General features: G+C 27.4%; 24 protein-coding genes. 21 read left to right on the forward strand and 3 right to left on the reverse strand.

The annotated features are described in order from the left end of the window. The first annotated feature begins 94 nt into the window (after positions 1-94). From KYD98_RS12135 to KYD98_RS12155, 5 genes are all read left to right on the forward strand, one after another. On the forward strand, positions 95-529 hold the full coding sequence (locus KYD98_RS12135) for a LysR family transcriptional regulator substrate-binding protein (RefSeq protein WP_308462457.1): 435 nt from the start codon (positions 95-97) through the stop codon (positions 527-529). A gap of 194 nt (positions 530-723) precedes the next feature. Beyond that, on the forward strand, positions 724-1,035 hold the full coding sequence (locus KYD98_RS12140) for a PadR family transcriptional regulator (RefSeq protein WP_219780314.1): 312 nt from the start codon (positions 724-726) through the stop codon (positions 1,033-1,035). 14 nt (positions 1,036-1,049) lie between these two features. Beyond that, positions 1,050-1,667: a DUF2812 domain-containing protein gene (locus tag KYD98_RS12145; RefSeq protein ID WP_219780315.1), complete on the forward strand. Its 618-nt coding sequence runs from the start codon at positions 1,050-1,052 to the stop codon at positions 1,665-1,667. A gap of 466 nt (positions 1,668-2,133) precedes the next feature. Next, positions 2,134-2,907 carry a nitroreductase family protein gene (locus KYD98_RS12150; RefSeq protein ID WP_219780316.1) on the forward strand — a complete coding sequence of 258 codons (774 nt, stop codon included), beginning with the start codon at positions 2,134-2,136 and terminating at the stop codon, positions 2,905-2,907. A 17-nt stretch (positions 2,908-2,924) separates the two neighbouring features. Then, positions 2,925-3,290 (forward strand): ArsR/SmtB family transcription factor, encoded by a 366-nt coding sequence (locus KYD98_RS12155; protein WP_219780317.1) that lies wholly within the window; start codon positions 2,925-2,927, stop codon positions 3,288-3,290. A gap of 76 nt (positions 3,291-3,366) precedes the next feature. On the opposite strand, the gene KYD98_RS12160 is transcribed toward KYD98_RS12155, so the two are convergent. After that, positions 3,367-4,161 (reverse strand): SDR family NAD(P)-dependent oxidoreductase, encoded by a 795-nt coding sequence (locus tag KYD98_RS12160; RefSeq protein ID WP_219780318.1) that lies wholly within the window; start codon positions 4,159-4,161, stop codon positions 3,367-3,369. Positions 4,162-4,258: 97 nt separating this feature from the next. Between KYD98_RS12160 and KYD98_RS12165 the strand changes: the two genes are divergently transcribed. The 5 genes from KYD98_RS12165 (at position 4,259) to KYD98_RS12185 (ending at position 9,485) form a co-directional block, all read left to right on the forward strand. Beyond that, on the forward strand, positions 4,259-4,624 hold the full coding sequence (locus KYD98_RS12165; protein ID WP_219780319.1) for a MerR family transcriptional regulator: 366 nt from the start codon (positions 4,259-4,261) through the stop codon (positions 4,622-4,624). 235 nt (positions 4,625-4,859) lie between these two features. After that, positions 4,860-5,678: an MBL fold metallo-hydrolase gene (locus tag KYD98_RS12170; RefSeq protein ID WP_219780320.1), complete on the forward strand. Its 819-nt coding sequence runs from the start codon at positions 4,860-4,862 to the stop codon at positions 5,676-5,678. Between the two features lie 344 nt (positions 5,679-6,022). After that, on the forward strand, positions 6,023-6,706 hold the full coding sequence (locus KYD98_RS12175; RefSeq protein ID WP_219780321.1) for a response regulator transcription factor: 684 nt from the start codon (positions 6,023-6,025) through the stop codon (positions 6,704-6,706). Next, positions 6,696-7,745: a sensor histidine kinase gene (locus KYD98_RS18430; RefSeq protein WP_219780322.1), complete on the forward strand. Its 1,050-nt coding sequence runs from the start codon at positions 6,696-6,698 to the stop codon at positions 7,743-7,745. The genes KYD98_RS12175 and KYD98_RS18430 overlap by 11 nt, the downstream gene beginning before the upstream one ends. 312 nt (positions 7,746-8,057) lie before the next feature. Continuing rightward, positions 8,058-9,485: an MATE family efflux transporter gene (locus KYD98_RS12185; RefSeq protein WP_219780323.1), complete on the forward strand. Its 1,428-nt coding sequence runs from the start codon at positions 8,058-8,060 to the stop codon at positions 9,483-9,485. 216 nt (positions 9,486-9,701) lie between these two features. On the opposite strand, the gene KYD98_RS12190 is transcribed toward KYD98_RS12185, so the two are convergent. Together KYD98_RS12190 and KYD98_RS12195 are read right to left on the reverse strand one after the other, a co-directional pair. Continuing rightward, complete coding sequence (locus KYD98_RS12190; RefSeq protein WP_219780324.1) at positions 9,702-10,250, reverse strand: biotin transporter BioY; 549 nt, start codon at positions 10,248-10,250, stop codon at positions 9,702-9,704. 328 nt (positions 10,251-10,578) lie between these two features. Beyond that, positions 10,579-11,397, reverse strand: coding sequence for a MerR family transcriptional regulator (locus KYD98_RS12195; protein ID WP_219780325.1), 819 nt, complete (start codon positions 11,395-11,397; stop codon positions 10,579-10,581). Between the two features lie 168 nt (positions 11,398-11,565). Between KYD98_RS12195 and KYD98_RS12200 the strand changes: the two genes are divergently transcribed. The 11 genes from KYD98_RS12200 (at position 11,566) to KYD98_RS12250 (ending at position 20,702) form a co-directional block, all read left to right on the forward strand. Next, complete coding sequence (locus tag KYD98_RS12200) at positions 11,566-12,843, forward strand: MFS transporter (protein WP_219780326.1); 1,278 nt, start codon at positions 11,566-11,568, stop codon at positions 12,841-12,843. A 323-nt stretch (positions 12,844-13,166) separates the two neighbouring features. Continuing rightward, positions 13,167-14,069, forward strand: coding sequence for a helix-turn-helix transcriptional regulator (locus KYD98_RS12205; RefSeq protein WP_219780327.1), 903 nt, complete (start codon positions 13,167-13,169; stop codon positions 14,067-14,069). A 66-nt stretch (positions 14,070-14,135) separates the two neighbouring features. After that, the gene (locus KYD98_RS12210; RefSeq protein WP_219780328.1) at positions 14,136-14,576 is read left to right on the forward strand and encodes a GyrI-like domain-containing protein; all 441 of its coding nucleotides are present in this window, start codon (positions 14,136-14,138) and stop codon (positions 14,574-14,576) included. A gap of 40 nt (positions 14,577-14,616) precedes the next feature. After that, a complete protein-coding gene (locus KYD98_RS12215; protein ID WP_219780329.1) occupies positions 14,617-15,489 on the forward strand; it encodes an SPL family radical SAM protein in 873 nt (290 codons plus the stop codon). Positions 15,490-15,663: 174 nt separating this feature from the next. Then, positions 15,664-16,074 carry a peptide deformylase gene (locus KYD98_RS12220; RefSeq protein ID WP_219780330.1) on the forward strand — a complete coding sequence of 137 codons (411 nt, stop codon included), beginning with the start codon at positions 15,664-15,666 and terminating at the stop codon, positions 16,072-16,074. A gap of 251 nt (positions 16,075-16,325) precedes the next feature. Then, positions 16,326-17,027, forward strand: coding sequence for an MBL fold metallo-hydrolase (locus tag KYD98_RS12225; protein ID WP_219780331.1), 702 nt, complete (start codon positions 16,326-16,328; stop codon positions 17,025-17,027). A 200-nt stretch (positions 17,028-17,227) separates the two neighbouring features. Continuing rightward, positions 17,228-18,031, forward strand: coding sequence for an RNA polymerase sigma factor (locus KYD98_RS12230; protein WP_219780332.1), 804 nt, complete (start codon positions 17,228-17,230; stop codon positions 18,029-18,031). A 130-nt stretch (positions 18,032-18,161) separates the two neighbouring features. Then, complete coding sequence (locus KYD98_RS12235) at positions 18,162-18,608, forward strand: DUF3795 domain-containing protein (protein ID WP_219780333.1); 447 nt, start codon at positions 18,162-18,164, stop codon at positions 18,606-18,608. A 391-nt stretch (positions 18,609-18,999) separates the two neighbouring features. Continuing rightward, a complete protein-coding gene (locus KYD98_RS12240; protein ID WP_219780334.1) occupies positions 19,000-19,275 on the forward strand; it encodes a CD3324 family protein in 276 nt (91 codons plus the stop codon). 185 nt (positions 19,276-19,460) lie between these two features. Continuing rightward, the gene (locus KYD98_RS12245) at positions 19,461-20,096 is read left to right on the forward strand and encodes a CatB-related O-acetyltransferase (RefSeq protein ID WP_219780335.1); all 636 of its coding nucleotides are present in this window, start codon (positions 19,461-19,463) and stop codon (positions 20,094-20,096) included. A gap of 78 nt (positions 20,097-20,174) precedes the next feature. Beyond that, a complete protein-coding gene (locus KYD98_RS12250; RefSeq protein ID WP_219780336.1) occupies positions 20,175-20,702 on the forward strand; it encodes a PadR family transcriptional regulator in 528 nt (175 codons plus the stop codon). The last annotated feature ends 32 nt before the right edge of the window (positions 20,703-20,734 follow it).

A 20,734-nucleotide genomic window follows, 5' to 3' on the forward strand; every position in this document is an offset into this window, starting at 1 on the left:
AGAGCAAATTCCATAATAATTTAAAATTAAATTTATTATGGAATTTATTCAATAATTTTGATAATAACTGTCCGTAAGTCAGGATTTTGGATTCATAAATCCTGCTGCAGTGTCAAAATTAAATACTATTGCCTTAAAGGATGGAGAACTTCTAGCTGTTCTTCCACAAGAACATTCATTAGCAAAAGAAAGTTCAGTCACATTGAAACAGCTTGCAACTGAATCTTTTATTCTATTGGAAGAAGGGGCTCTCAATGAAGCTTTAGATGCTTTTCATGAACAAGATCTTCATCCAAATATCAAAATGTGTATTCATGATGATTATTCTATTCTTTCCATGATTGAAGAAGGCTTAGGAATAAGTATTTTGCCTGAATTAGTTCTAAGACGAGTGAGCTATGATATAGCTAAAGTTCCAATTAACCCACCTGTGACACGTACCATAGGAATTGCTTATAATAATCTAAAAACAATTCCTATAGCAAGTAGGTATTTTATTAATTACTTAAAGGAACATATTCCTGATTAATTATAGAGAATCAATTCTATATGGAGTTGGTTCTCCTTCTTATTTTTTCTAGAAAAAAGTTTGTGATAAATCCTGTTAATATAAAAATAATCATATAAACTTTTGATATTGACATATATAGTTCAACTATATATAATACAAATATACAGTTAGGCTATATATTTGAGCTTTATAGTAAAGGAGTAAAAAAATAAATGAAAAGAAATAAAAATTTACCACTTACAGAAACAGTTTATTATATTCTTTTATCTCTATTAGAACCAGCACATGGATATTTAATCATGCAAAAGGTTGAAGAATTAAGTGACGGAAAAGTAAGAATAGCAGCAGGAACATTATATGGTGCTATTGAAAATTTGCTAAAATTAAAATTTATTGAACCTGTTGAAAGTAACGATAGTAGACGAAAGGTTTATATTATAACGGATGAGGGAAAGAAGATATTACTTCTTGATTTTGAAAGAATGAAACATATAATTAATATTACTACGAATAATTTGAAATAGATTGGAGGGTAAATATGAAAAAATTTAGATTTTATATAAATTTTAATAAAGAAGAAAAATGGTTAAATGAAATGGGAAAATTAGGTTGGGAATTGAGTGATAAAAATATAAACTATGAATTTAGTAAAACTTCACCTCAAAATACTGTTATAAAAATTGATTATAGAAATTTTAAGTCAGATAATTACTTTCAAGATTATATTTTAATGTTTAAAGATTTCGGATGGGGACATATTGCTGGGAAAAAAAATTCTGGAAAGCAATATTTTAAAAAAATAGATGATAAAGCAGGAGCGGATATTTTTTCTGATGTGAATTCTAAAGCAGAACGTTATAAGAAATTATCTAATATGTGGTTAACATTAGCAATGTGTTATGTTCCAATATTCATAAGCCTGATTACAACAAAAGTTATTAATGTAGCTGCATTTTTAAATCCTAAATTATTTTATTATACGTCTGGATTATGGGAAAAAACAGGTGAACACTTTTGGAAAGCATTTTTATTTGAAACACCTTTTGTAATTATGAGAGGATTTTTCTGGTTGTTTTTTCCTTTGATAATTATCTTATATAGTCTTTTTGCATTAAAAGCACAAAAGTATTATAAAAAGACCAATATCAGAAATTGACTATAAGAATTATTGGATAATTACTATTCATAAAACTAGAAATATTAAAAAAAGATGTACTAAAAGAATTATCAATTGCTAATGATACATTGAACTGTACCATAAATAAATGAAGTTTTTAACCTTAACCATCTAAATTACTTGGTTAAGGTTATTTTTTATAGGTGAGAATTACTTTGTAAGACTGATCTTTAAGCAATAGTAATTTTTTATATGACAAAAAACAATTACAGGTCGGAGTAACTAAGATGAAATATCTTTTAACTACAAAGTATATATCCAGATAAACAAAATTAAAAGAGATGTTTAATTAATAAAAAGTAAGCGCATAGTATTAAAGTGATATTTAGGAGAAGATATATATATAATTTAAATAATGGTAACCAATTTCTTTACCAATGAACAAAAAGATTATCTATTTGCTATAATGGTTTAAATAAATGAACGAAAGGCAGGAAATGTACTCATGAAAGAGCATATTATTCAAGTAGATAAAAATCTTTGTATTGGTTGTGAGCTTTGTAAAGGTGATTGTCCAGTAAATAATATTATCATTAAAGAAAAAAAGGCAGTAATTAAAAATCAGGAGTGTATTAAGTGTGGACATTGTGAAGCAATTTGCCCTAAAGGTGCTGTTACTTTAACTGGATTTAGTGAAAAAACAATGGATATTACAGATAAATCTACACTAAATCAAAAAGATTTATTAATAGCACTTAAAACAAGAAGAACTATTCGTCAATTTAAAAATAGCGAAGTTCCTTTGGAAATTATACAGCAAATTATTGAGGCAGGACGAGTAACTCCAAGTGCTAAAAATGCTCAAAATGTATCATATATTGTTTTAAGTAAAGATAAAGAGAAGTATGAAGAAGTTGCAGTGAAATTTTTTAGAAAAATTCAAGGTTTTGCAAAACTTTGGATGAAGGCTGCAAGAGAAGTTGTAATTGATGATAATTTCTTTTTTAAGAAAGCACCAATTGCAATTATGGTAGTAACTAAAGATAAAGTTAGTGGTTCTCTTGCAGCAAGTAATATGGCTTTAATGGCAGAATCTTATGGTTTAGGAGTATTGTATAGTGGATTTTTTACAAGTGTAGCAAACTATTCAAAAAAATTGCGTAAAATTTTAAACTTGAAATATAGTGATCATGTAGTAACAACTTTAGTAATTGGGTACCCAAATGTGAAATATAGAAGAACAACTAAAAAAGAGGAAGCTATGATTAGATATTTATAAATATTAGGAGAGAAAGTATGAAAAATGAATGTAATGAACGATTAGAGGAGATAGCATCAAAATTTAAAATGTGCGGTGAAGCTATTTATGCTATAGGAGATGAAACTAGACAATTAATTTTACTTACTCTTTTAGAAAGTGATTTTAATGGAATCAGAGTAGGCGAAATTTCAAAGAAAACTCATCTTTCTAGACCCGCTGTTTCTCATCATCTGCAAATATTAAAAAGAGCAGAAATTGTAAATGTCCGCAAAGAAGGGACAAAAAATTATTATTATCTTGATTCAAATGAATCTCAATGGAAAAATATAAGAGAACTAATAAACCTTATATTTATAGGCATACAACATATTAGTGCAGATGATAAAAGAAAAGAGGAATAAGCTTTTTAAAATAATCAAAGAGTAAGCACCTGTATTAATTATAGATGCTTCTTTGATTATCGATTAATATATAATTCTATAATGTACAACTATTTTGGTTATTTTTAGGATTTCCTGAATAATTAAATAATGGAGAACTTAATTCAAATTCAAAAGATTCTCTATTAACTATTCCAAGTACCTTGTTACTATCATATAATTTTAATAAAAAATCAGCCATTTGTTTACTAGTATGATAAGTAGCAAAAGACTTCTCATAATCATATTTTTGTACATTATTAGCTATTTTCCCGAAGTTTGTCTTTGTAGCTGCTGGTGCAAGTACTTTTGCTTGTAGTTTTGCATTACAAGCTTTTAACTCTCTTGCTAAGCCTTCAGTAAATATACTTACAAAAAATTTACTTGCACAATATGTAACAGCATTTGGTACAATAATATATCCACCACTAGAAGAAATATTTATAAGTTGTGTATTATCAATATTTTTATAATCATGTACAAATAGTGAGGATAATACTACTAAAGCTTCTATATTTAATCTAAGCATGGTTTCAACTTTTTCTAAATTTTGATTAGCCACACTAGAATAATTACCAAAACCTGCATTATTAACCAATGTTTCAATACAATAGGGTTTCAATTCTTCATAAAGTTTATGTACATTTGATATTACAGATAAATCAACACATTTAATTATTACATCTAATGATGGACTTTCCTGTAAAATTTCTTCTTTTAATTTTTCTAAATTTTCTTTACTACGTGCAACTATAATCAAATTCTTACCACGTTTTGCAAAAACCTTTGCAGTTTCATATCCTATTCCAGAACTTGAACCTGTAATAACTGTATATTTTTGTTTTTTATTCATTTGAACCACTCCCATTTTTATGATATATTGGAATTATATAATCTGGAGTTGACTCTAGGTCAAGTTCTAATTTTAATCCTTAAAAGGAGAATTAAAAATGAATTATTCAATAGGAGAATTTTCAAAGCTTACTAATTTAAGCATAGATACATTACGTTACTATGAAAAAGAAGGCTTAATTACCCCAGAACGTAAAAAAAATGGTAGACGTTATTATAGTGAAAAAGATGTAACATGGATAGCATTTATAAAAAGATTAAAAGAAACTAAAATGCCTATCAAGGAAATTCAAAAGTATGCAAAATTACGAGCTATTGGGAACTCTACTATGTCTGAAAGAATGGATATACTTATAAAGCATAAAACTGTATTAAAAGAAGAAATTACTAAAGCTAACGAAAATCTTCAAAAATTAAATGAAAAAATTGATTTTTATAAATCAGCAATAGATTTTAGTGTATAAAGGAAGGAAAGCTATGAAAAAATATTTAAAAATGCATCCTAAGAACCGAATTAACTCTGTACAAATAAAGTGATGAAGCGTTGTACAGAGAATAGAAGAAAGATTCATCAAAAATTATTATGCCTGGAATAAATCAGGTTTTATTTTGATACTTTTTTGATTGGATATTTTGATATGAAACTTTGTTCATCGTTTTATCGAAGTAGTTATCATAATATTATCAAAGGAGAATAGAATGTTTAGATTAAAAAAACCAATTATTACAATGGAAACAATAAGAGCAATGGAGGATATGTCTTATTTCACTCATGCACTTATATTTGATGATTTACTTATTATTGCACAAAAAGAAACGAATTGCTTTGTTTTAAAAACAACGGATGGATTAATTGTAATAGATGCTATATGGCCGTGTGAAGAGGCATTTAATGCAATTGTTTTTGCAATTAAAGATGTGGGATGGAAACCTGAAGATATAAAAAAACTAGTATTAACTCATGGACATGTAGACCATACAGGATGTGGGAAATGGATTGTAAATGCTTTTCATGCTAAAACATATTTATCAAAAAGAGATGATATCTTTTGGCAGACTGAACCTGCAAAAAAGAATCGACCTGAAACATGGAAAGACTATACAATTGATGTTTATGTGAAAGATGGTGATACAATCACTCTTGGTGATAAAACAATTTATGTTTATGATACTCCAGGACATACACCAGGTGGCCTTAGCTTTATATTTAATGTAACGGAAAACAAGAAGATATATCAGGCTGCTTTATGGGGAGGCTCTAATCCTCCAGCAAATCTACAAGATATTATTCTTTACATGAAGTCATTAGATTACTTCATGGAACAATGTGAAAATAAAAATGTAGAGATAGCACTTAGTAATCATACAGGATTAGATAATGGAATGGAACGTATTGTATATTCACAAAAAAGAATGAGTTATATGCCAAATATTTATTTAATTGGACAGAGCGGATTTCGTAGATATTGTCAGTTATTTCGTAACTTATGTTATGAAAAATTAGAAATGATGAAATAGATCTTATTTAGAAGAACCGTACTATAAATAAGTATATTTTAGCCTTAGACATTTATATAACTTGTCTAAGGCTATTTTTATAAGTGAAAATGGTATATAACAAGTAACGGAGGTTTTTACTAAAATTAGATATTGAAAGATATGAGTTAATTTTATATTGATTTTTACAATGCATATTTATGACCGCCTATATGTAGCTTAAATAGCTAATTATAAGCGGTTATGTTTTTATAATAGTAATTTTATATTTAAAAAATTATATAAAATAAAAAAGTATCGAAAAAGTAAACAGTTTAAAATTAGTTTAAAATAAGATGATAAAATAAATTAGGGTGGTGTTTGATATGATTAAAATATTAATAGTAGAAGATGATAAAAATATAAATAAGTTAATACAATCATTATTAAAAAATGAGAATTATGAAATAGTAACAGCTTTTGATGGTGATGAAGCTTTGAAAAAAATAGATAACGAAAAAGTGGACATGGTTATTACAGATATTATGATGCCGAATATGGATGGATGGGAATTATGCAAGGAGATTAGAGAGTTTAGCAACATGCCAATTTTAATGTTAACTGTGTTGGGGGAAACAAGTCAGAAAGTAAAAGGGTTTGAAATTGGTGCTGATGATTATTTAACAAAACCATTTGAACCACTAGAACTTGTAGTACGGGTAAAATCATTGTTAAAGAGGTATCATTTAAATGAGTCACAATCAATAAATATAGGTAATATTTCTATTGATAAAAAGAATTTTATCCTTAGAGTAGGTAATCAAAACATTACATTGCCATTAAAGGAATTTGAGTTGTTATTTACACTTGCTAGTATGCCAGGAAAGACATTTTCTAGGGATTTATTAATAGAAAATATTTGGGGTTATGATTTTGATGGTAATGAAAGAACTTTAGATGTGCATATTGGGAGACTTCGTGATAGATTTCCTCAAGATGTTTCAGGCGTGAAAATAACAACTATAAGAGGATTAGGTTATAGATTGGAGGAAGTAGATTGTGAAGGATGATAAAGATAGGTTAGCACACCATATTAGAAATACAATTGGAATAATAGTATCTATTATTATTGGATTTTTTGTAATATATAAGATTTTTAATATTAAGGTTAATTTTTATATTATCACGTTAAATATACTAAGTTGTTTTTTAGGAATTGCAATATATTTAGTAGGAATTTATATAATTTATAAACGTGTTGGGCATTCAAAAGATAACTTTAAAATGGTATTTAATGCGCTGGATAGAATATCTAATGGAGATTTTGGGGTTTTTATAGAAAGTGAAAAGTATGAAAATAATCCTCATAATCATTTAATGAAGGAGCTGGCTGAAAAAGTAAATAGTATGGTAAAGCAACTAAGCAATATGGAAATGATGCGTCAAGATTTTGTGTCTAATGTATCTCATGAAATACAATCTCCACTTACGTCTATACAAGGGTTTGCTGTATTATTACAAAATGACAGGTTATCACCTGAAGAAAAGAAATCATATCTTGGAATTATTCAAATGGAATCTAAGAGATTATCTAAGTTAAGTGATAATTTATTAAAGTTATCTGCTTTGGATTGTGAGACAAAGGAATTACAAATCAAAAGTTATGATTTAAGTAAACAACTTAGAAATATTATTTTATCTTTAGAACCTCAATGGTTAGATAAGAACATTGAATTTGTAATAGAATTTTCAGACGTTACTATAAATGCTGATGAAGAGCTTATGAGTGAGGTTTGGATCAATCTGCTAAATAATAGTATCAAATTCACTCCTTATGGAAGCAAAATTTATGTATCAATTAAAAAAGAACCAGATGGTATTGATGTAATAATTAAGGACAGTGGTATTGGTATAAGTGAAGAAGAACAAAAATGCATATTTGAACGTTTTTATATGATAGATAAATCTAGAAAAAGAGAACTTGGAGGAAATGGATTAGGCCTTTCTATTGTTAAAAAAATAGTTGATCTTCACAAAGGAAATATAAAAGTTCAAAGTGATATAAATAAAGGAGCAACATTTATTATATCACTTCCCATAGAAAATTAAATTGGCGTTAAAACTGTGTTTAATCCTGTAACTTTTACAAGATTAAAATACAGTTTTTTATTTTGCTAATAAAATATAAAAATTTAAATACAGTTTAAATTGGTGCGCTAAAATAAATTTGCTTAAGACAACAAGAAAATTGGAAATATAAATATTGGATTTATTAAACAATTATGAAAGAAGTAAGGAAGGAGTATGGTTTAAAAAAATAAGAAGAAATAAGATCTTTTTAGAACTGTGTATCTTATGCATCTATTAAAACTATTTTAAAACATGTTTGATATGAATGGCAAAATGAAAGGATTGATATAAATGAATATAAAAAATAAAAATATTAAAATAATGAGTGAGGAAAAAGTATCTAAAGCTTTATTAAAACTTGGAGTACCTATAATCGTAGGTATGCTTATAACTGCATTTAATAGTGTGGTAGATGCTATGTTTGTAGGCGGACTTGGAACTAGTCAGATGGCAGCAGTTTCAGTAACATTTCCTATAACACAATTAATTACTTCAGTAGGATTGATTTTTGGATGTGGTGCAGCTCCATATATTTCTAGACTTTTAGGAGAAAAAAATTTTAATAAAGCAAATAAAACAGCATCAATAGCGCTTTTTAATAGTTTATTTTGGGGAGTAATTACTATAATATTGACACTGGTTTTTCTAGATAAAATATTAATATTATTTGGAGCCACCAATACAATGTTGCCATATGCAAGAGAGTTCTCCACTATATTTATCCTTGGATCAATTTTAAATATAGTAAATGTAACAATGAGTAATATTGCCAGTGCTGAAGGTTCTACAAAAATAAGTATGACAGCAATGATTATAAGTGCAGTATTAAATATAATTTTAGAACCTATCTTTATATACACTTTTTTACTCGGAATAAGGGGGGCAGCTATTGCTACTGTAGTGGCACAAAGCATTACAACAATTCTTTATATATGGTACGTTTTAAGTAATAAAAGCATCACCAAAATATCTTTTAAACATATTTCATTTGACAAAGTAATATATTCTCAAATGATGAAGGTTGGAATAATTAATTTTATTTTTATGTTACTATCTAGTACAGCTATGGGATTAATAAATGCATCAGCGAGCCATTATGGAGATTATGCAGTAGCTGCAATGGGAATTGTAACTAGAATAATTACATTTGTATCTTATGGTGTTTTTGGGTACTCAAAAGGATTTCAAGCTATGGTGGGATATAATTACGGTGCAAAAAATTATCGCAGATTTAAAGAAACGATTAGTGAATCTTTAAAAATGACTACAGGTTTTTGCGTGATGGCAACAGCTATACTAATTATTTTTTCTAAGTCTATTATTTCAATATTTAGTAATGATGCTAATGTTATCAATATAGGTAGCAGCGCATTAAGGGCAAATAGCATTATGTTTATTTTCTTTGGTTTTCAATCTATTTATACAACATTATTTGTAGCTGTTGGAAAAATGAAAGAAGCTGCAATATTAAGTATTACAAGACAAGGAATCTTCTTTATACCTACTATATTTATTCTGCCAATAATAATAGGTTTAAATGGAATAATTTTTACGCAAGGGATTGCAGATTTGTTAACTCTAATATTAACAGTAACATTAGTTAATAAGCTAAAAAAAGATAGTACTATTTTCATAGGAAAAATTGATGATACTAATGAGGAAAAAACAAGTTTAAAATTAGATGGAAACATAAAGATTAATAATGTTTATGTAAAATAATAACATTTTTGTTTTTAAGTCATACACATAATTTATATTTCAAGTTAATTATATGTATGACTTAAAAATTTATTTAGAAAACGTAGTTAAATATTAATTTCTAATTTAGAATTATATCAATTTGTGTAAAATATATATAAGAATAAAATAGAAAAAATCTCATTTAAAGATTAATTGGCTCAAATCATAGTATAATTTGAGCCATCTTTCTATTTGTTAGTATAATCCAGAACTTATTAGCCTCTTTTTAATTTGAGGTCCAATAAGTGATGCAATTATTATTTTTACTATATCTCCTGGAATAAATGGAAGTACACCAATTGTTAATGCTTTATTGAATCCTATATGTGCTTCATATGCTAACCATGTTGTTCCAAATATATATGTTACAATTGTGCCTAATACCATTCCTAAGAAACACATATAAATCTTGTTTGAGAATTTATCAATGAAAATACCACTGATAAATGCCATAAAAATAAATCCAATTAAATATCCACCTGTTGGTCCAAATAATTTAGCCACTCCTCCAGAAAACCCTGAAAATACCGGTAGTCCTACAAGACCTATGAAAAGATAAACTATATAACTAAGCGTTGCTCTTTTTCGCCCTAGTGCATATACCGCAAAATAAATTACAAGATTAGTTAATGAAATTGGCACTATTCCAATAGGTAGTGATAGTGGTCCTAATATACAAGTAACCGCAGTCATAAATCCAATCAATGTCAATTGACGAGTATTGATTTTTTTTGTTTTTTCCATAATTGATTCTCCTTCTATTTTTGAATATCAAAACCAAGTTTTGTAAGCATAATTTTATCTTGTTCAGTGTTATTTCCTATCTTGTTAAACGTCTTCCATTTATAATTTCTTCAATTAATTTTTCCATATTAGTTCACCACCATGTAAAATTGTAAAAATAAACTTTAAATTAGTATATAATCTATAATTTTAATTGTCAACTTGAATTTATAATTTGGTTTACAATAAAATTATTTAAAGATTATATAGCTTGTTTGCTTTGTAAAAGGAATATATTCTTTGAATAAAAAAAGCTACACAAGTATTACAACTTTGTGTAGCTTTTACGTTATTTATCAATTTGAATAGAAATTTTCAACAAATATTGATTTGGGTTACTTACTGAAAGATAATAGAGTTGATCTTCTTCGTAGGCATTTCCAATGATTTCGTAGCCGTTTTGTTCAATATATTCTTTAAGTTTTCGGTAAGCATCCGGAAGTGTTTCATAAGCACCCTTGTGAAATAACACAGCATAAGTTCCCGCGGGTTTTATAAATAGATATTCACTATTTGTCTTATGATCTATTTTGCTGCAAAAGTACTTTCTCTCAAATAGGCCTTGCTTAAGGTTTTTCAAAAGTACGATTTCACCAATTGGAAATTCATTATAACAATAATTTTTGCGACAGTATGAAATATGTTCTTGTATTTTCATATGGAAAGCTTTTTCGTCTGTATAACTAACTTCTGGTGCGTCTATAACAATATAATACTCCTCATTACAATATTCAATTTGAACTTCATCGCAATTAACTGACAGTGCATGTTCTGTAGTAGCTATGGTATTTTTGATGAGCTTTTTTATTTGATTAAGGCGTTTTTGCTCTTTTTTTAATTGAATTTGTTTTGTTTTTAGAATAGATAAAAAATTAGTTGTATTCTGTTTTTCCATATAGCTTTTAATTTCTTTCAGAGGTGTACCAACCTCTTTAAGTGATTGTATAATATCAAAGGTTGTAAGCTGCTTTGTTGAATAATACCGATACCCATTTTCTGCAACAATTTCTGGCTTTAAAATGCCTAGTTCATCGTAGTAGAATAGGGTGTCTTTTTTTACACCACATAAAGCAGCAAACTCTCCTGCTTTGAAAAAAATTTTTGACATCTTTTTATTCTCCTATTGACTATTGGGTAACCCCATACTTTATAATAGGACTGTTGACATTAAAAGGCAAGGTATTATCATGGCGCCAATGAAATTTCACGGATAAGATGATTTTAATGGTAACTTTTTTAATATAATAATAGTTTGAAAAGAAGAGGTTAATTTTATATGAAACAAGATATGTTAGTTAAACAAAAATATTTAAAAAAAGGAGGAATTATTGCGCTTATTACTGTGCTGAGTATGGCTCCTATGTTTTCAGTTGATATGTATCTGCCTGCACTTCCATATATGAATGCTTATTTTGCAGCTTCTGATTCAGTAATGAATTTAACGCTTGTAGGCTTTTATATTTTTATGGCTTTAGGACTTTTAATTTTTGGACCTTTTAGTGACAAGCATGGTCGTAAACCTATTTTAATTATAAGTTTGTTTTTATATGTAGTTTTTAGTGGTCTTTGTGCTATCTCTACAAATATTTGGCAACTGATATTTTTTAGAATTATTGAATCTATTGGTGCTGGTGGTATGTTAGCAATTTCAATTGTTCTGATTAAAGATTCTTTTAAGGGAAAAGCTATGGGTACCATACTTGCAGTTGTTACGTCTATTTCTATAATTGCTCCTATGGTTGCACCTATTCTAGGAGCATTTATATTGCAGTGTTTTAATTGGAGAGCAATTTTTGTAGCTTATGCGATTATAGGAATTATATGCTTAATAGCTTCATTTCTACTATCTGAAACATTGTCTGCTTCCAAAAGATTAGATGGAAAGTTAATAAATACAATGGGAAGACTTGTAGTTGTAGGAAAGAATAAGGGATTTACATATTTATTGATTATTGCATCCTTGTTTGCAGCACCTTATATGGCTTATGTTGCCGTATCTTCATATGTTTATATTGATTTTTTTGGACTATCTGCAACTGCCTATAGCTATATCTATGGTATAAATGCGGCAGTTTCAGTTTTAGGACCACTTATCTATATAAAGATAAATGGAAAAGTTGATCCAAAAAAAATTACATGGTTGTGTTTTGTACTAGCTGTTTTTAGTGGAATGGCGCTTATTATTTTAGGACGTCTTTCACCTGTATTATTTCTATTTTCATTTATTCCATTTGCTTTTGTAGAAAGCATTATGAAAGTATTTAGTACGGATATCTTACTAAATCAACAGGAAGGAGATAGTGGATCAGCATCTTCTCTAATTAATTTTACACAAACAATATTAGGAAGTATTGGTATGGTCATGGGTGCTTTACCTTGGTCTAACTATATAAGTGGACTTGGAATATGTGTCTTAGGCTTCATCATAATTGGTATAATTAGCTGGATTGCATTACTAAAGTCCAATATCTATATAAAAGGTTTAAAAGAAATTCAAAATAGAAAATATTATGAGAAAAGTATATGTAATGAGCATAATCTTAAGGTAGAATAAAATTTCATAGCATAATGATAAGAAGTATCTAAAGGGGTACTTCTTATTTTTTATTGGTATTAATAAATGCTTCATAAACCAGGTGGACATCCTTTTTAATCACTAATGAATAACCAATTTTTTCTTTTGGCCATTAAGATCTATTAGAATTATGATAATATAAAAATATATCTATTAGGTTAAATAATACGCCATGTTTTAAATGAATATTGATATTGTAGTATAAGGGCGAACTGGCATTGGAATATCGACACGTCCTTAAAACATAGCCAAATAATAAAAATTAATTACACAAAGATATGTATAATAAAGGGGAAAACATTATGCAAGTAAATAGATTATTTGAAATTATATATATTCTTTTAGAGAAGAATATTGTAACTGCAAAAGAGTTAGCAGAAAGATTTGAAGTATCACAAAGAACTATTTATAGAGATATTGAAACACTGTCTACAGCAGGGATTCCAGTATATATGAGTAAAGGAAAAGGTGGGGGTATATCTATATTGCCAGACTTTATATTAAATAAAGCTATATTAACAGAAGAAGAAAAGTCAGAAATATTATCATCTATAAGAGCTGTTAATGCTGTAAGTTTTAGTGATCCAGAGCCTGAAAATGTTCTTAGAAAGTTAAATAATATATTAGGTGACAATGATACTGATTGGATAGAAGTTGATTTTTCAAATTGGGGAAATGCAGAAATGGAAAAAGAAACTTTTAATAATCTTAAATCTGCAATATTAAGTAAAAAAGTAGTAAAGTTTGATTATAGCAGTGGTAAAGGTGAAAATATTAGTAGGGAAGTATGTCCCTTAAAATTGTATTTTAAAGGTCAAAGTTGGTATATGTATGGATATTGTAGAATACGAAATGATTATAGATTTTTTAAATTAAGAAGGATAAAGGATTTATGTATTTCTAAAGAGAGTTTTAATATTAAAGCACCAAAAAATATAATGAAGGAAGATAATATTTTTAATGATGAATTTATCACTTTAAAAATGAGAATTTCTTCTAAAATGGCATATAGAGTGTATGATGAATTTGAAGATTTTAAAAAGTTAGATGATGGTAGTTTTATTGTTACTATTGAATATCCAAAAGGAGAATGGCTTTTTAGCTATATATCTTCATTTGGAGAAGAATGTGAAGTTTTGGAGCCACAAGAAATAAGAAAAGAAATTAAAAATAAAATTGAAAAAATGCTTTTAAATTATTCTTAATATGACATATAGTTGTCATATTAAGCCAAGTATAATAACCTTATCAAATATATGGAGGTTATAAATATGAAGTATGAAATTGTTAATTTAGAAGAAAAAATAGTGGTAGGAGTTAGTGCTGTTACAGGTAATGATGATCCTAATATGGGAAAAACTATTGGAGGCCTTTGGGAAAAATTGTATCAAGGTGGTATTAACGAAACAATAAAAAATAAGGTGAATGAATATGCTATAGGACTTTATTCAGATTATCAAGATAATAAGTATTTAGTTACAGCAGGAAATGAGGTATGTAAGGCTGAAAATGAGGGACTTACAATAAAGAAAATTCCTGCAGGGAAATATGCTAAGTTTTCTATTGAAGGACATATGGAAAGAGCAGTTGCAAAAGCTTGGGGTGAAATTTGGCAAATGGATTTAGATAGAAGCTATCAAGCAGATTTTGAAGAATATTTAAATTCAGATTTTGATAATGCTAAGATTGATATTTATGTTTCATTAAAGTAATTATTAAAAGATACAATTATTAGAAGGGAGTTACGATTATATGCATGATGTGATAGCAAAGGGGATACTATCTAGTAATAATGGAATGAATATTTATAGAGGATGTACTCATGGATGTATATATTGTGACTCCAGAAGTCTTTGTTATGGAATGGATCATATTTTTGAAGACATAGAGGTTAAGACTAATGGACCACAGCTATTAGAGGATGCACTTAAAAGAAAAAGAAAAAAATGCATGATTGGAACAGGTGCAATGAGTGATCCATATATTCATCTAGAAGAAAAGCTTCAAAATACAAGAAAATGTTTAGAGATAATTGATAAGTATGGATTTGGATTAGTAATACAAACTAAATCAAATAGAATATTAAGAGATTTGGACTTGCTAAAAAGTATAAATAATAAAGCAAAGTGTGTTGTGCAGATGACATTAACAACTTATGATGAAGAATTATGCAAAATTATTGAACCAAATGTTTCTACAACAAAAGAACGATTTGAAGTTTTAAAGATAATGAGGGATAACAAAATCCCAACAGTAGTTTGGCTAACTCCTATTTTGCCTTATATAAATGATACAGAGGAAAACATAAGAGGAATATTAGATTATTGTATAGAAGCTAAAGTTAAAGGGATTATAGTATTTAGTATTGGATTGACATTAAGAAATGGAAATAGGGAATATTATTATAAGAATTTAGATAAGCATTTTAAAGGTTTAAAAGAAAAATACATAAGACAATATGGAAATAGCTATGAAATAATAAGTAAGAATCATGAAAATTTAATGAAAATTATTAAAGAAACCTGTAAGAAGAATAATATTATTTGTGAGATAAGAGAGGTCTTTAGTTATATGAGAGCTTTTGAAGAAAAAAATAATGAAGTTCAAATAGGTTTTGATATATAGAAAAATAAACCAATGATATTAAAAGTGCCATTGGTTTATGTTATAATTTTTTTAAAGTTAAGAATGTGCATTAAGTAAAAGAAATGGCTTAAGAAGGAATATAGTCAAGCAAATTTATTTAATAGGGTTAGGTTAGGCACAATCAAAAATATAACTGAAAAAGAGGTATAAATTATGATAAAACCAATTGTAAAAGATATATTATTTTTAGGACAAAAATCAGAAGAGGCAACTAAAAATGATATAGTAGTAATTGATGATTTAATAGATACATTAAGAGCAAACTTAGAGCAGTGTGTGGGACTAGCTGGAAACATGATTGGAGTAAAAAAGCGTATATTGGTATTTGCTGTAGGCACCATTATTGTACCTATGATAAATCCAGTTATATTAAAGAAAGAAAAGCCTTATGAAACAGAAGAGAGTTGTTTATCTTTAATTGGCTTTAGAAAAACAAAGAGATATGAAATGATAGAGGTGGAGTATATTGATAGAAATTTTAAGAAGCAAAAGCAAGTGTTTACTGGATTTACAGCACAAATAATTCAACATGAAATGGATCATTTTGAAGGTATAATAATCTAATTAAAAAATTAAGAAGAAATCTTGTTTTTGTCATGTTTTGAAAAAAGATATCAAAAAGATGGGATTTCTTTTATGGACGTATATATTGCTATGGAATCGTAAAATTACTTAGCATTATTAATAGTGAAGAGTACCATAAACAAATGATGTTTTCTTTTAAAGTATTAATATTACTAGCTTTATATCATTTTTAGATATAAAAGAACTATATTATAAGTGAAGTATAAATATTGGGGTGAATAAGAGGGATTATGAATAAATTAGAGTTTTTAGGAAGAGGATCGGGTTATCATACTAAAGAAGGAAATACTGCTGCTTATATAAGAAAAAATGAAACTTTATTACTTATTGATTGTGGAGAAACTGTATTTAAAAGGATTTTAGAAAAAGAATTGGTTGAAGGAATTAAAGAAATACATGTGTTAATCACGCATATGCATTCAGATCATATAGGTTCATTAGGTGGATTTATAGGGTTTTGTCATTGGAAATATAAAATAGTAACTAAGGTTTATTTTAATGAAAAAGAAAAAATAAGTATATTTCTAGAACTTCTTGGATTAAAAGAAGGTGAAAGTTTTATTATAGATGATGCTAATAATAAGCAAATTGACTCATTAGGATTAAAATTTTCAGCATCAATAACTAAGCATGTTAAGAACTTAAATACTTATTCTTATAAACTAGAGTTTGATAATGGAAATGATATTTTTTATAGTGGAGACACATATGAAACAAATTTTGATTTAATTCCGTATTTAGAATCAGGAAATTTAATTTATCATGATACATGCCTTAATGATAATGAGGAAAATGTACACACGTCATTAAGGGTGTTAAGTAAAATTGTTCCTAAAAAATATAGAAATCAAGTTTATTGTATTCATATTGATGGAGAAAATTTTATTGTACAAGCTAAAAAACAAGGTTTTAATGTAGTAGATGTAGTCTAAGCTAGAGATATTAATATGAATTATAAGATAGATTTGCATACACATACTAATTTTTCAGATGGAGCATGCAGTCCAATGGAACTAATATAGGAGAATTAAGTTTAAATTAGTTCTTAAAGTTGATGATCCTAATTATAGTGCGTAGTGGAAGTATATTATACTTTTACTAAGGATGAATACCTTTGCAAAGGAGAACATTAATGGATATCGAAACAATTATAAACACATATGGGAAGTATGTTTTTAACTATGCTGTAAAATTATCTTGCAATCCTTCCGTTGCAGAAGATTTAGCACAAGAAACATTTATTAATGCATGGCAAAAAATTAATACTTTAGAAGATACAAATGCAATTAAAGCTTGGCTTAGAAAAATATGCTTTAATAATTTTCTAATGAAAGAAAGAAAAAATAAAAATTATAGTGAGTTACTTTATGAGGATATTAAGCTTCTTGAAAACGAAGGAGAGTCATTAAGAGATATTATCCCAAAACCTGAAGAGGAAGTAATTGTAGAAGAAACTATTCGTGAACTACAAAATGGTTGTTTTCTTGCGATGGTAAGACGTCTTACATTACATCAACGAATAGCATTTTCATTAATTGATATGTTTGGATTATCTTTAGATGAAGTTTCAGAAATAATAGGTATTTCCCAAAGTGCCACAAAGGGACTTAGATATCGTGCTCATATGAATTTAGACTCATTTTTTAGTAACCATTGTAATCTTCTAAATGTAAATAATCCTTGCAGCTGTAAAGCTTGGATAGAGTTTTCTAAAAACAGAGATAATTTGCAAAAGGAAGCTAATAAACACAAATTAATTGAAAAGTTGGATTACACAAAGTCAAATTATACTTTTAACAATGAAGTACGTAGTAAAATAAATTTTCTATATAAAAGCATGCCAGATAGAAAACCTTTAAAAGAATGGTATGAAGAAGTTATTAACGTAATAAATAAAATACCGCAAGTCATTCCAAAGAAATCCCAAACTGACTGAATACATTAGATTATTGGAGTTTAATTAATATAAATTATTAAAATTTTTATATAAAACGTGACTTTCCTTTTTTTATTGCATCTATATAAGTGAAAACAAATATTTTGTGTTATTAAGAGGAGGAATTGTTATGAATAACTATGAAAAAGCTGTAAAAGAATTAGCACCTTGTGGAAATGATTGTTCAAGGTGTGCTAATTATGAAGGTAGTAAGATTGTACTATTAAGTAAGGAGCTTAATGGAAATTTAGAGAACTTTGAGAATATGGTTGAAAAAATAAAAGGGTTTATGCCTATATTTAATCATTTTGAAGAATTTTTAGCTATCTTAAGGCATTTTTCAAATGGTAATTGTCCTGGATGTCGTTTTATTGATAAGTCTGAGTGTCAATGCAGTATAAATAAGTGTCATAAAAAAGAAAAAGTAAACTTTTGCTTCGAGTGTTCTAAATATCCTTGTAAACCAACAACGTATAATGAGTCTCTTACTAAAATATGGAGAGAAAATAATGATACTATGAAAAAAAGTGGTATTGATGATTTCTATATTGCTCAGAAACAAAAATCAAGATATTAAGTTATATATGTAAAATTTTAAAAACATATATTAGAGGATGCCCTATTCGATTTTAATAGATACTGTTATAAACATTTTGGTAAACTCAATTGCTATCACACTTTTATCTACTATAATTTTATGATAATATTTTTTTATAAATCCATATGGTAAAATTACTCTATAGGTTAGTAAAATATAGTTTATTACTTATGGATTAAATGTATAAGGGAGGAATATATATGAGAGATGTATCAATACTTGCTGTTGTCCAAGGCTCCGTGCAAAGATTGCATGAAAATATAGAACAAAATCTTGTTCGGGGCCTAATTTAGATTAATTTAGGCTAAAATATTTTTGTGCAAACTTTGCTTCATAATTTACAGACTAAATGTAGATAGGAGCAATAGTTATGAAATATGAAAAAGCACAAAATATATTGCCACAAGATATTATTGAATTAATACAACAATATATGGATGGCGGTTACTTATATATACCCAGGAAAAGTGAAAGCAAAAAATCTTGGGGTGAGAACAGTGGTATAAAAAGTAGTTTAAAGAAAAGAAATAATGAAATTTATAATAAATATAGCAGTGGAGTATCTGTTAAAGACCTTTCAAAGCAATTTTATCTTACTGAAGAGAGTATTAGAAGAATAATTAGAGGCGAAAAACAGTTAATATAATTTAAAAGGGTGTTTTTATATTATGTATTCATATGATATAAAAACACCCTTGTTAATTTATTAGTGTCAAAATAGACAAGTTTATTACAGAATCATTTATGAACTGGATAAAGTAGGGGAAATGGAACTATAATCTTACTGTATGATAATAGTAACAAACCCTATAGTAAAAGGAGCTGAGAAATATGAGGCAAGAACCTAATCCTAAAAAGATTTATCCTAGAACAAATGATTTTAGTACAGTTTACTTAAAAAATGTAATAACTAACTCAAATATTATCGTAGATGATTTTACAATGTACAACGATTTTAATAATGACCCAAAGGATTTTGAGAAGAAAAATGTTTTATATCATTATCCTTTTGTTAATAAAGATAAGCTTATTATAGGAAAATTCTGTTCTATTGCTTGTGGAACAAAATTTATTTTTAATAGTGCAAATCATACTCTAAAATCATTCTCATCATATCCATTTCCTATTTTTTATGAGGAATGGGATAGTACAATAAATGTTTGTGAAGCATGGGACAATAAGGGTGATATTATAATTGGAAATGATGTTTGGATTGGATTTGAAGCTGTTATTATGTCTGGGGTGCATATTGGTGATGGTGCAATTATTGGAACAAGAGCTTTAGTTACAAAAGATGTACCACCATATGCTATAGTTGGTGGGATTCCAGCCAAAATTATTAGGAAGCGTTTTGAAGATTCAGTTATAGAGAACTTACTTAAAATTCAGTGGTGGAATTGGAGTACTGAAAAAATATCCGAAAAGCTAACTGCTATTAAAAGCGGAGATATAGCAGCATTAAAATAATTTTATCCAATTCTATGTTGACAAATATACCATATACTACTATACTCTACAGTAGTATAATAAATGGTGGTGATTAAATTGTCTTCAATAAATTTAATAATACTTGGCTATTTGCAAAACAAAGAGAAAAGTGCCTATGAAATGGTTAAAGAATTTGATGTCTGGAATCTTACTAAGTGGCTGAAAATTAGTAATCCGTCAATTTATAAAAATATAATTAAATTATGTGATAATGGATATTTAAATTCAAGAACTGTTAAAGAAGGTGAAATGCCCGAAAAAACATTATATTCAGTGAACGAAAAAGGAAATGCATATTTCAATGAACTGATGGAAGAAAGTTCAAAACATATAGGATATTTTTATTTAGATTTTAATGCATTTTTAGTTAATATAGAGAATTTACCAAAAGAAAAAAGAATAGAATATCTTAAAAATTTCAAAAACAAGGCAGAAGAACGTAGAGCGTTTGTAGAGTCAACTTATAATCAAGAAAAACAGAACAATGAAAAACCTGGTTCTGAATTTCTTATATTAGATTTATATAACGAATTTTATAATATTCTACAAAAATGGTCTGAAAAAGTTTTTGATTATTATAATTAATAATTTAAGGCATATGAAAGAAAATAACGAGC

It is taken from the genome of Clostridium weizhouense (assembly GCF_019431045.1).
Classification (GTDB): Bacteria; Bacillota; Clostridia; order Clostridiales; family Clostridiaceae; genus Clostridium; species Clostridium weizhouense.

Excerpts from the sequence above, each read along its gene's own strand:
- KYD98_RS12150 (WP_219780316.1), top strand. The coding sequence starts at position 2,134 with ATGAAAGAGCATATTATTCAAGTAGATAAAAATCTTTGTATTGGTTGT.
- KYD98_RS12170 (WP_219780320.1), top strand. The coding sequence starts at position 4,860 with ATGTTTAGATTAAAAAAACCAATTATTACAATGGAAACAATAAGAGCA.
- KYD98_RS12230 (WP_219780332.1), top strand. The coding sequence starts at position 17,228 with ATGGATATCGAAACAATTATAAACACATATGGGAAGTATGTTTTTAAC.
- KYD98_RS12145 (WP_219780315.1), top strand. The coding sequence starts at position 1,050 with ATGAAAAAATTTAGATTTTATATAAATTTTAATAAAGAAGAAAAATGG.
- KYD98_RS12195 (WP_219780325.1), bottom strand. The coding sequence starts at position 11,397 with ATGTCAAAAATTTTTTTCAAAGCAGGAGAGTTTGCTGCTTTATGTGGT.
- KYD98_RS12140 (WP_219780314.1), top strand. The coding sequence starts at position 724 with ATGAAAAGAAATAAAAATTTACCACTTACAGAAACAGTTTATTATATT.
- KYD98_RS12245 (WP_219780335.1), top strand. The coding sequence starts at position 19,461 with ATGAGGCAAGAACCTAATCCTAAAAAGATTTATCCTAGAACAAATGAT.
- KYD98_RS12220 (WP_219780330.1), top strand. The coding sequence starts at position 15,664 with ATGATAAAACCAATTGTAAAAGATATATTATTTTTAGGACAAAAATCA.
- KYD98_RS12200 (WP_219780326.1), top strand. The coding sequence starts at position 11,566 with ATGAAACAAGATATGTTAGTTAAACAAAAATATTTAAAAAAAGGAGGA.
- KYD98_RS12165 (WP_219780319.1), top strand. The coding sequence starts at position 4,259 with ATGAATTATTCAATAGGAGAATTTTCAAAGCTTACTAATTTAAGCATA.
- KYD98_RS12185 (WP_219780323.1), top strand. The coding sequence starts at position 8,058 with ATGAATATAAAAAATAAAAATATTAAAATAATGAGTGAGGAAAAAGTA.
- KYD98_RS12175 (WP_219780321.1), top strand. The coding sequence starts at position 6,023 with ATGATTAAAATATTAATAGTAGAAGATGATAAAAATATAAATAAGTTA.
- KYD98_RS12190 (WP_219780324.1), bottom strand. The coding sequence starts at position 10,250 with ATGGAAAAAACAAAAAAAATCAATACTCGTCAATTGACATTGATTGGA.
- KYD98_RS12240 (WP_219780334.1), top strand. The coding sequence starts at position 19,000 with ATGAAATATGAAAAAGCACAAAATATATTGCCACAAGATATTATTGAA.
- KYD98_RS12235 (WP_219780333.1), top strand. The coding sequence starts at position 18,162 with ATGAATAACTATGAAAAAGCTGTAAAAGAATTAGCACCTTGTGGAAAT.
- KYD98_RS12215 (WP_219780329.1), top strand. The coding sequence starts at position 14,617 with ATGCATGATGTGATAGCAAAGGGGATACTATCTAGTAATAATGGAATG.
- KYD98_RS12160 (WP_219780318.1), bottom strand. The coding sequence starts at position 4,161 with ATGAATAAAAAACAAAAATATACAGTTATTACAGGTTCAAGTTCTGGA.
- KYD98_RS12225 (WP_219780331.1), top strand. The coding sequence starts at position 16,326 with ATGAATAAATTAGAGTTTTTAGGAAGAGGATCGGGTTATCATACTAAA.
- KYD98_RS12210 (WP_219780328.1), top strand. The coding sequence starts at position 14,136 with ATGAAGTATGAAATTGTTAATTTAGAAGAAAAAATAGTGGTAGGAGTT.
- KYD98_RS12155 (WP_219780317.1), top strand. The coding sequence starts at position 2,925 with ATGAAAAATGAATGTAATGAACGATTAGAGGAGATAGCATCAAAATTT.
- KYD98_RS12205 (WP_219780327.1), top strand. The coding sequence starts at position 13,167 with ATGCAAGTAAATAGATTATTTGAAATTATATATATTCTTTTAGAGAAG.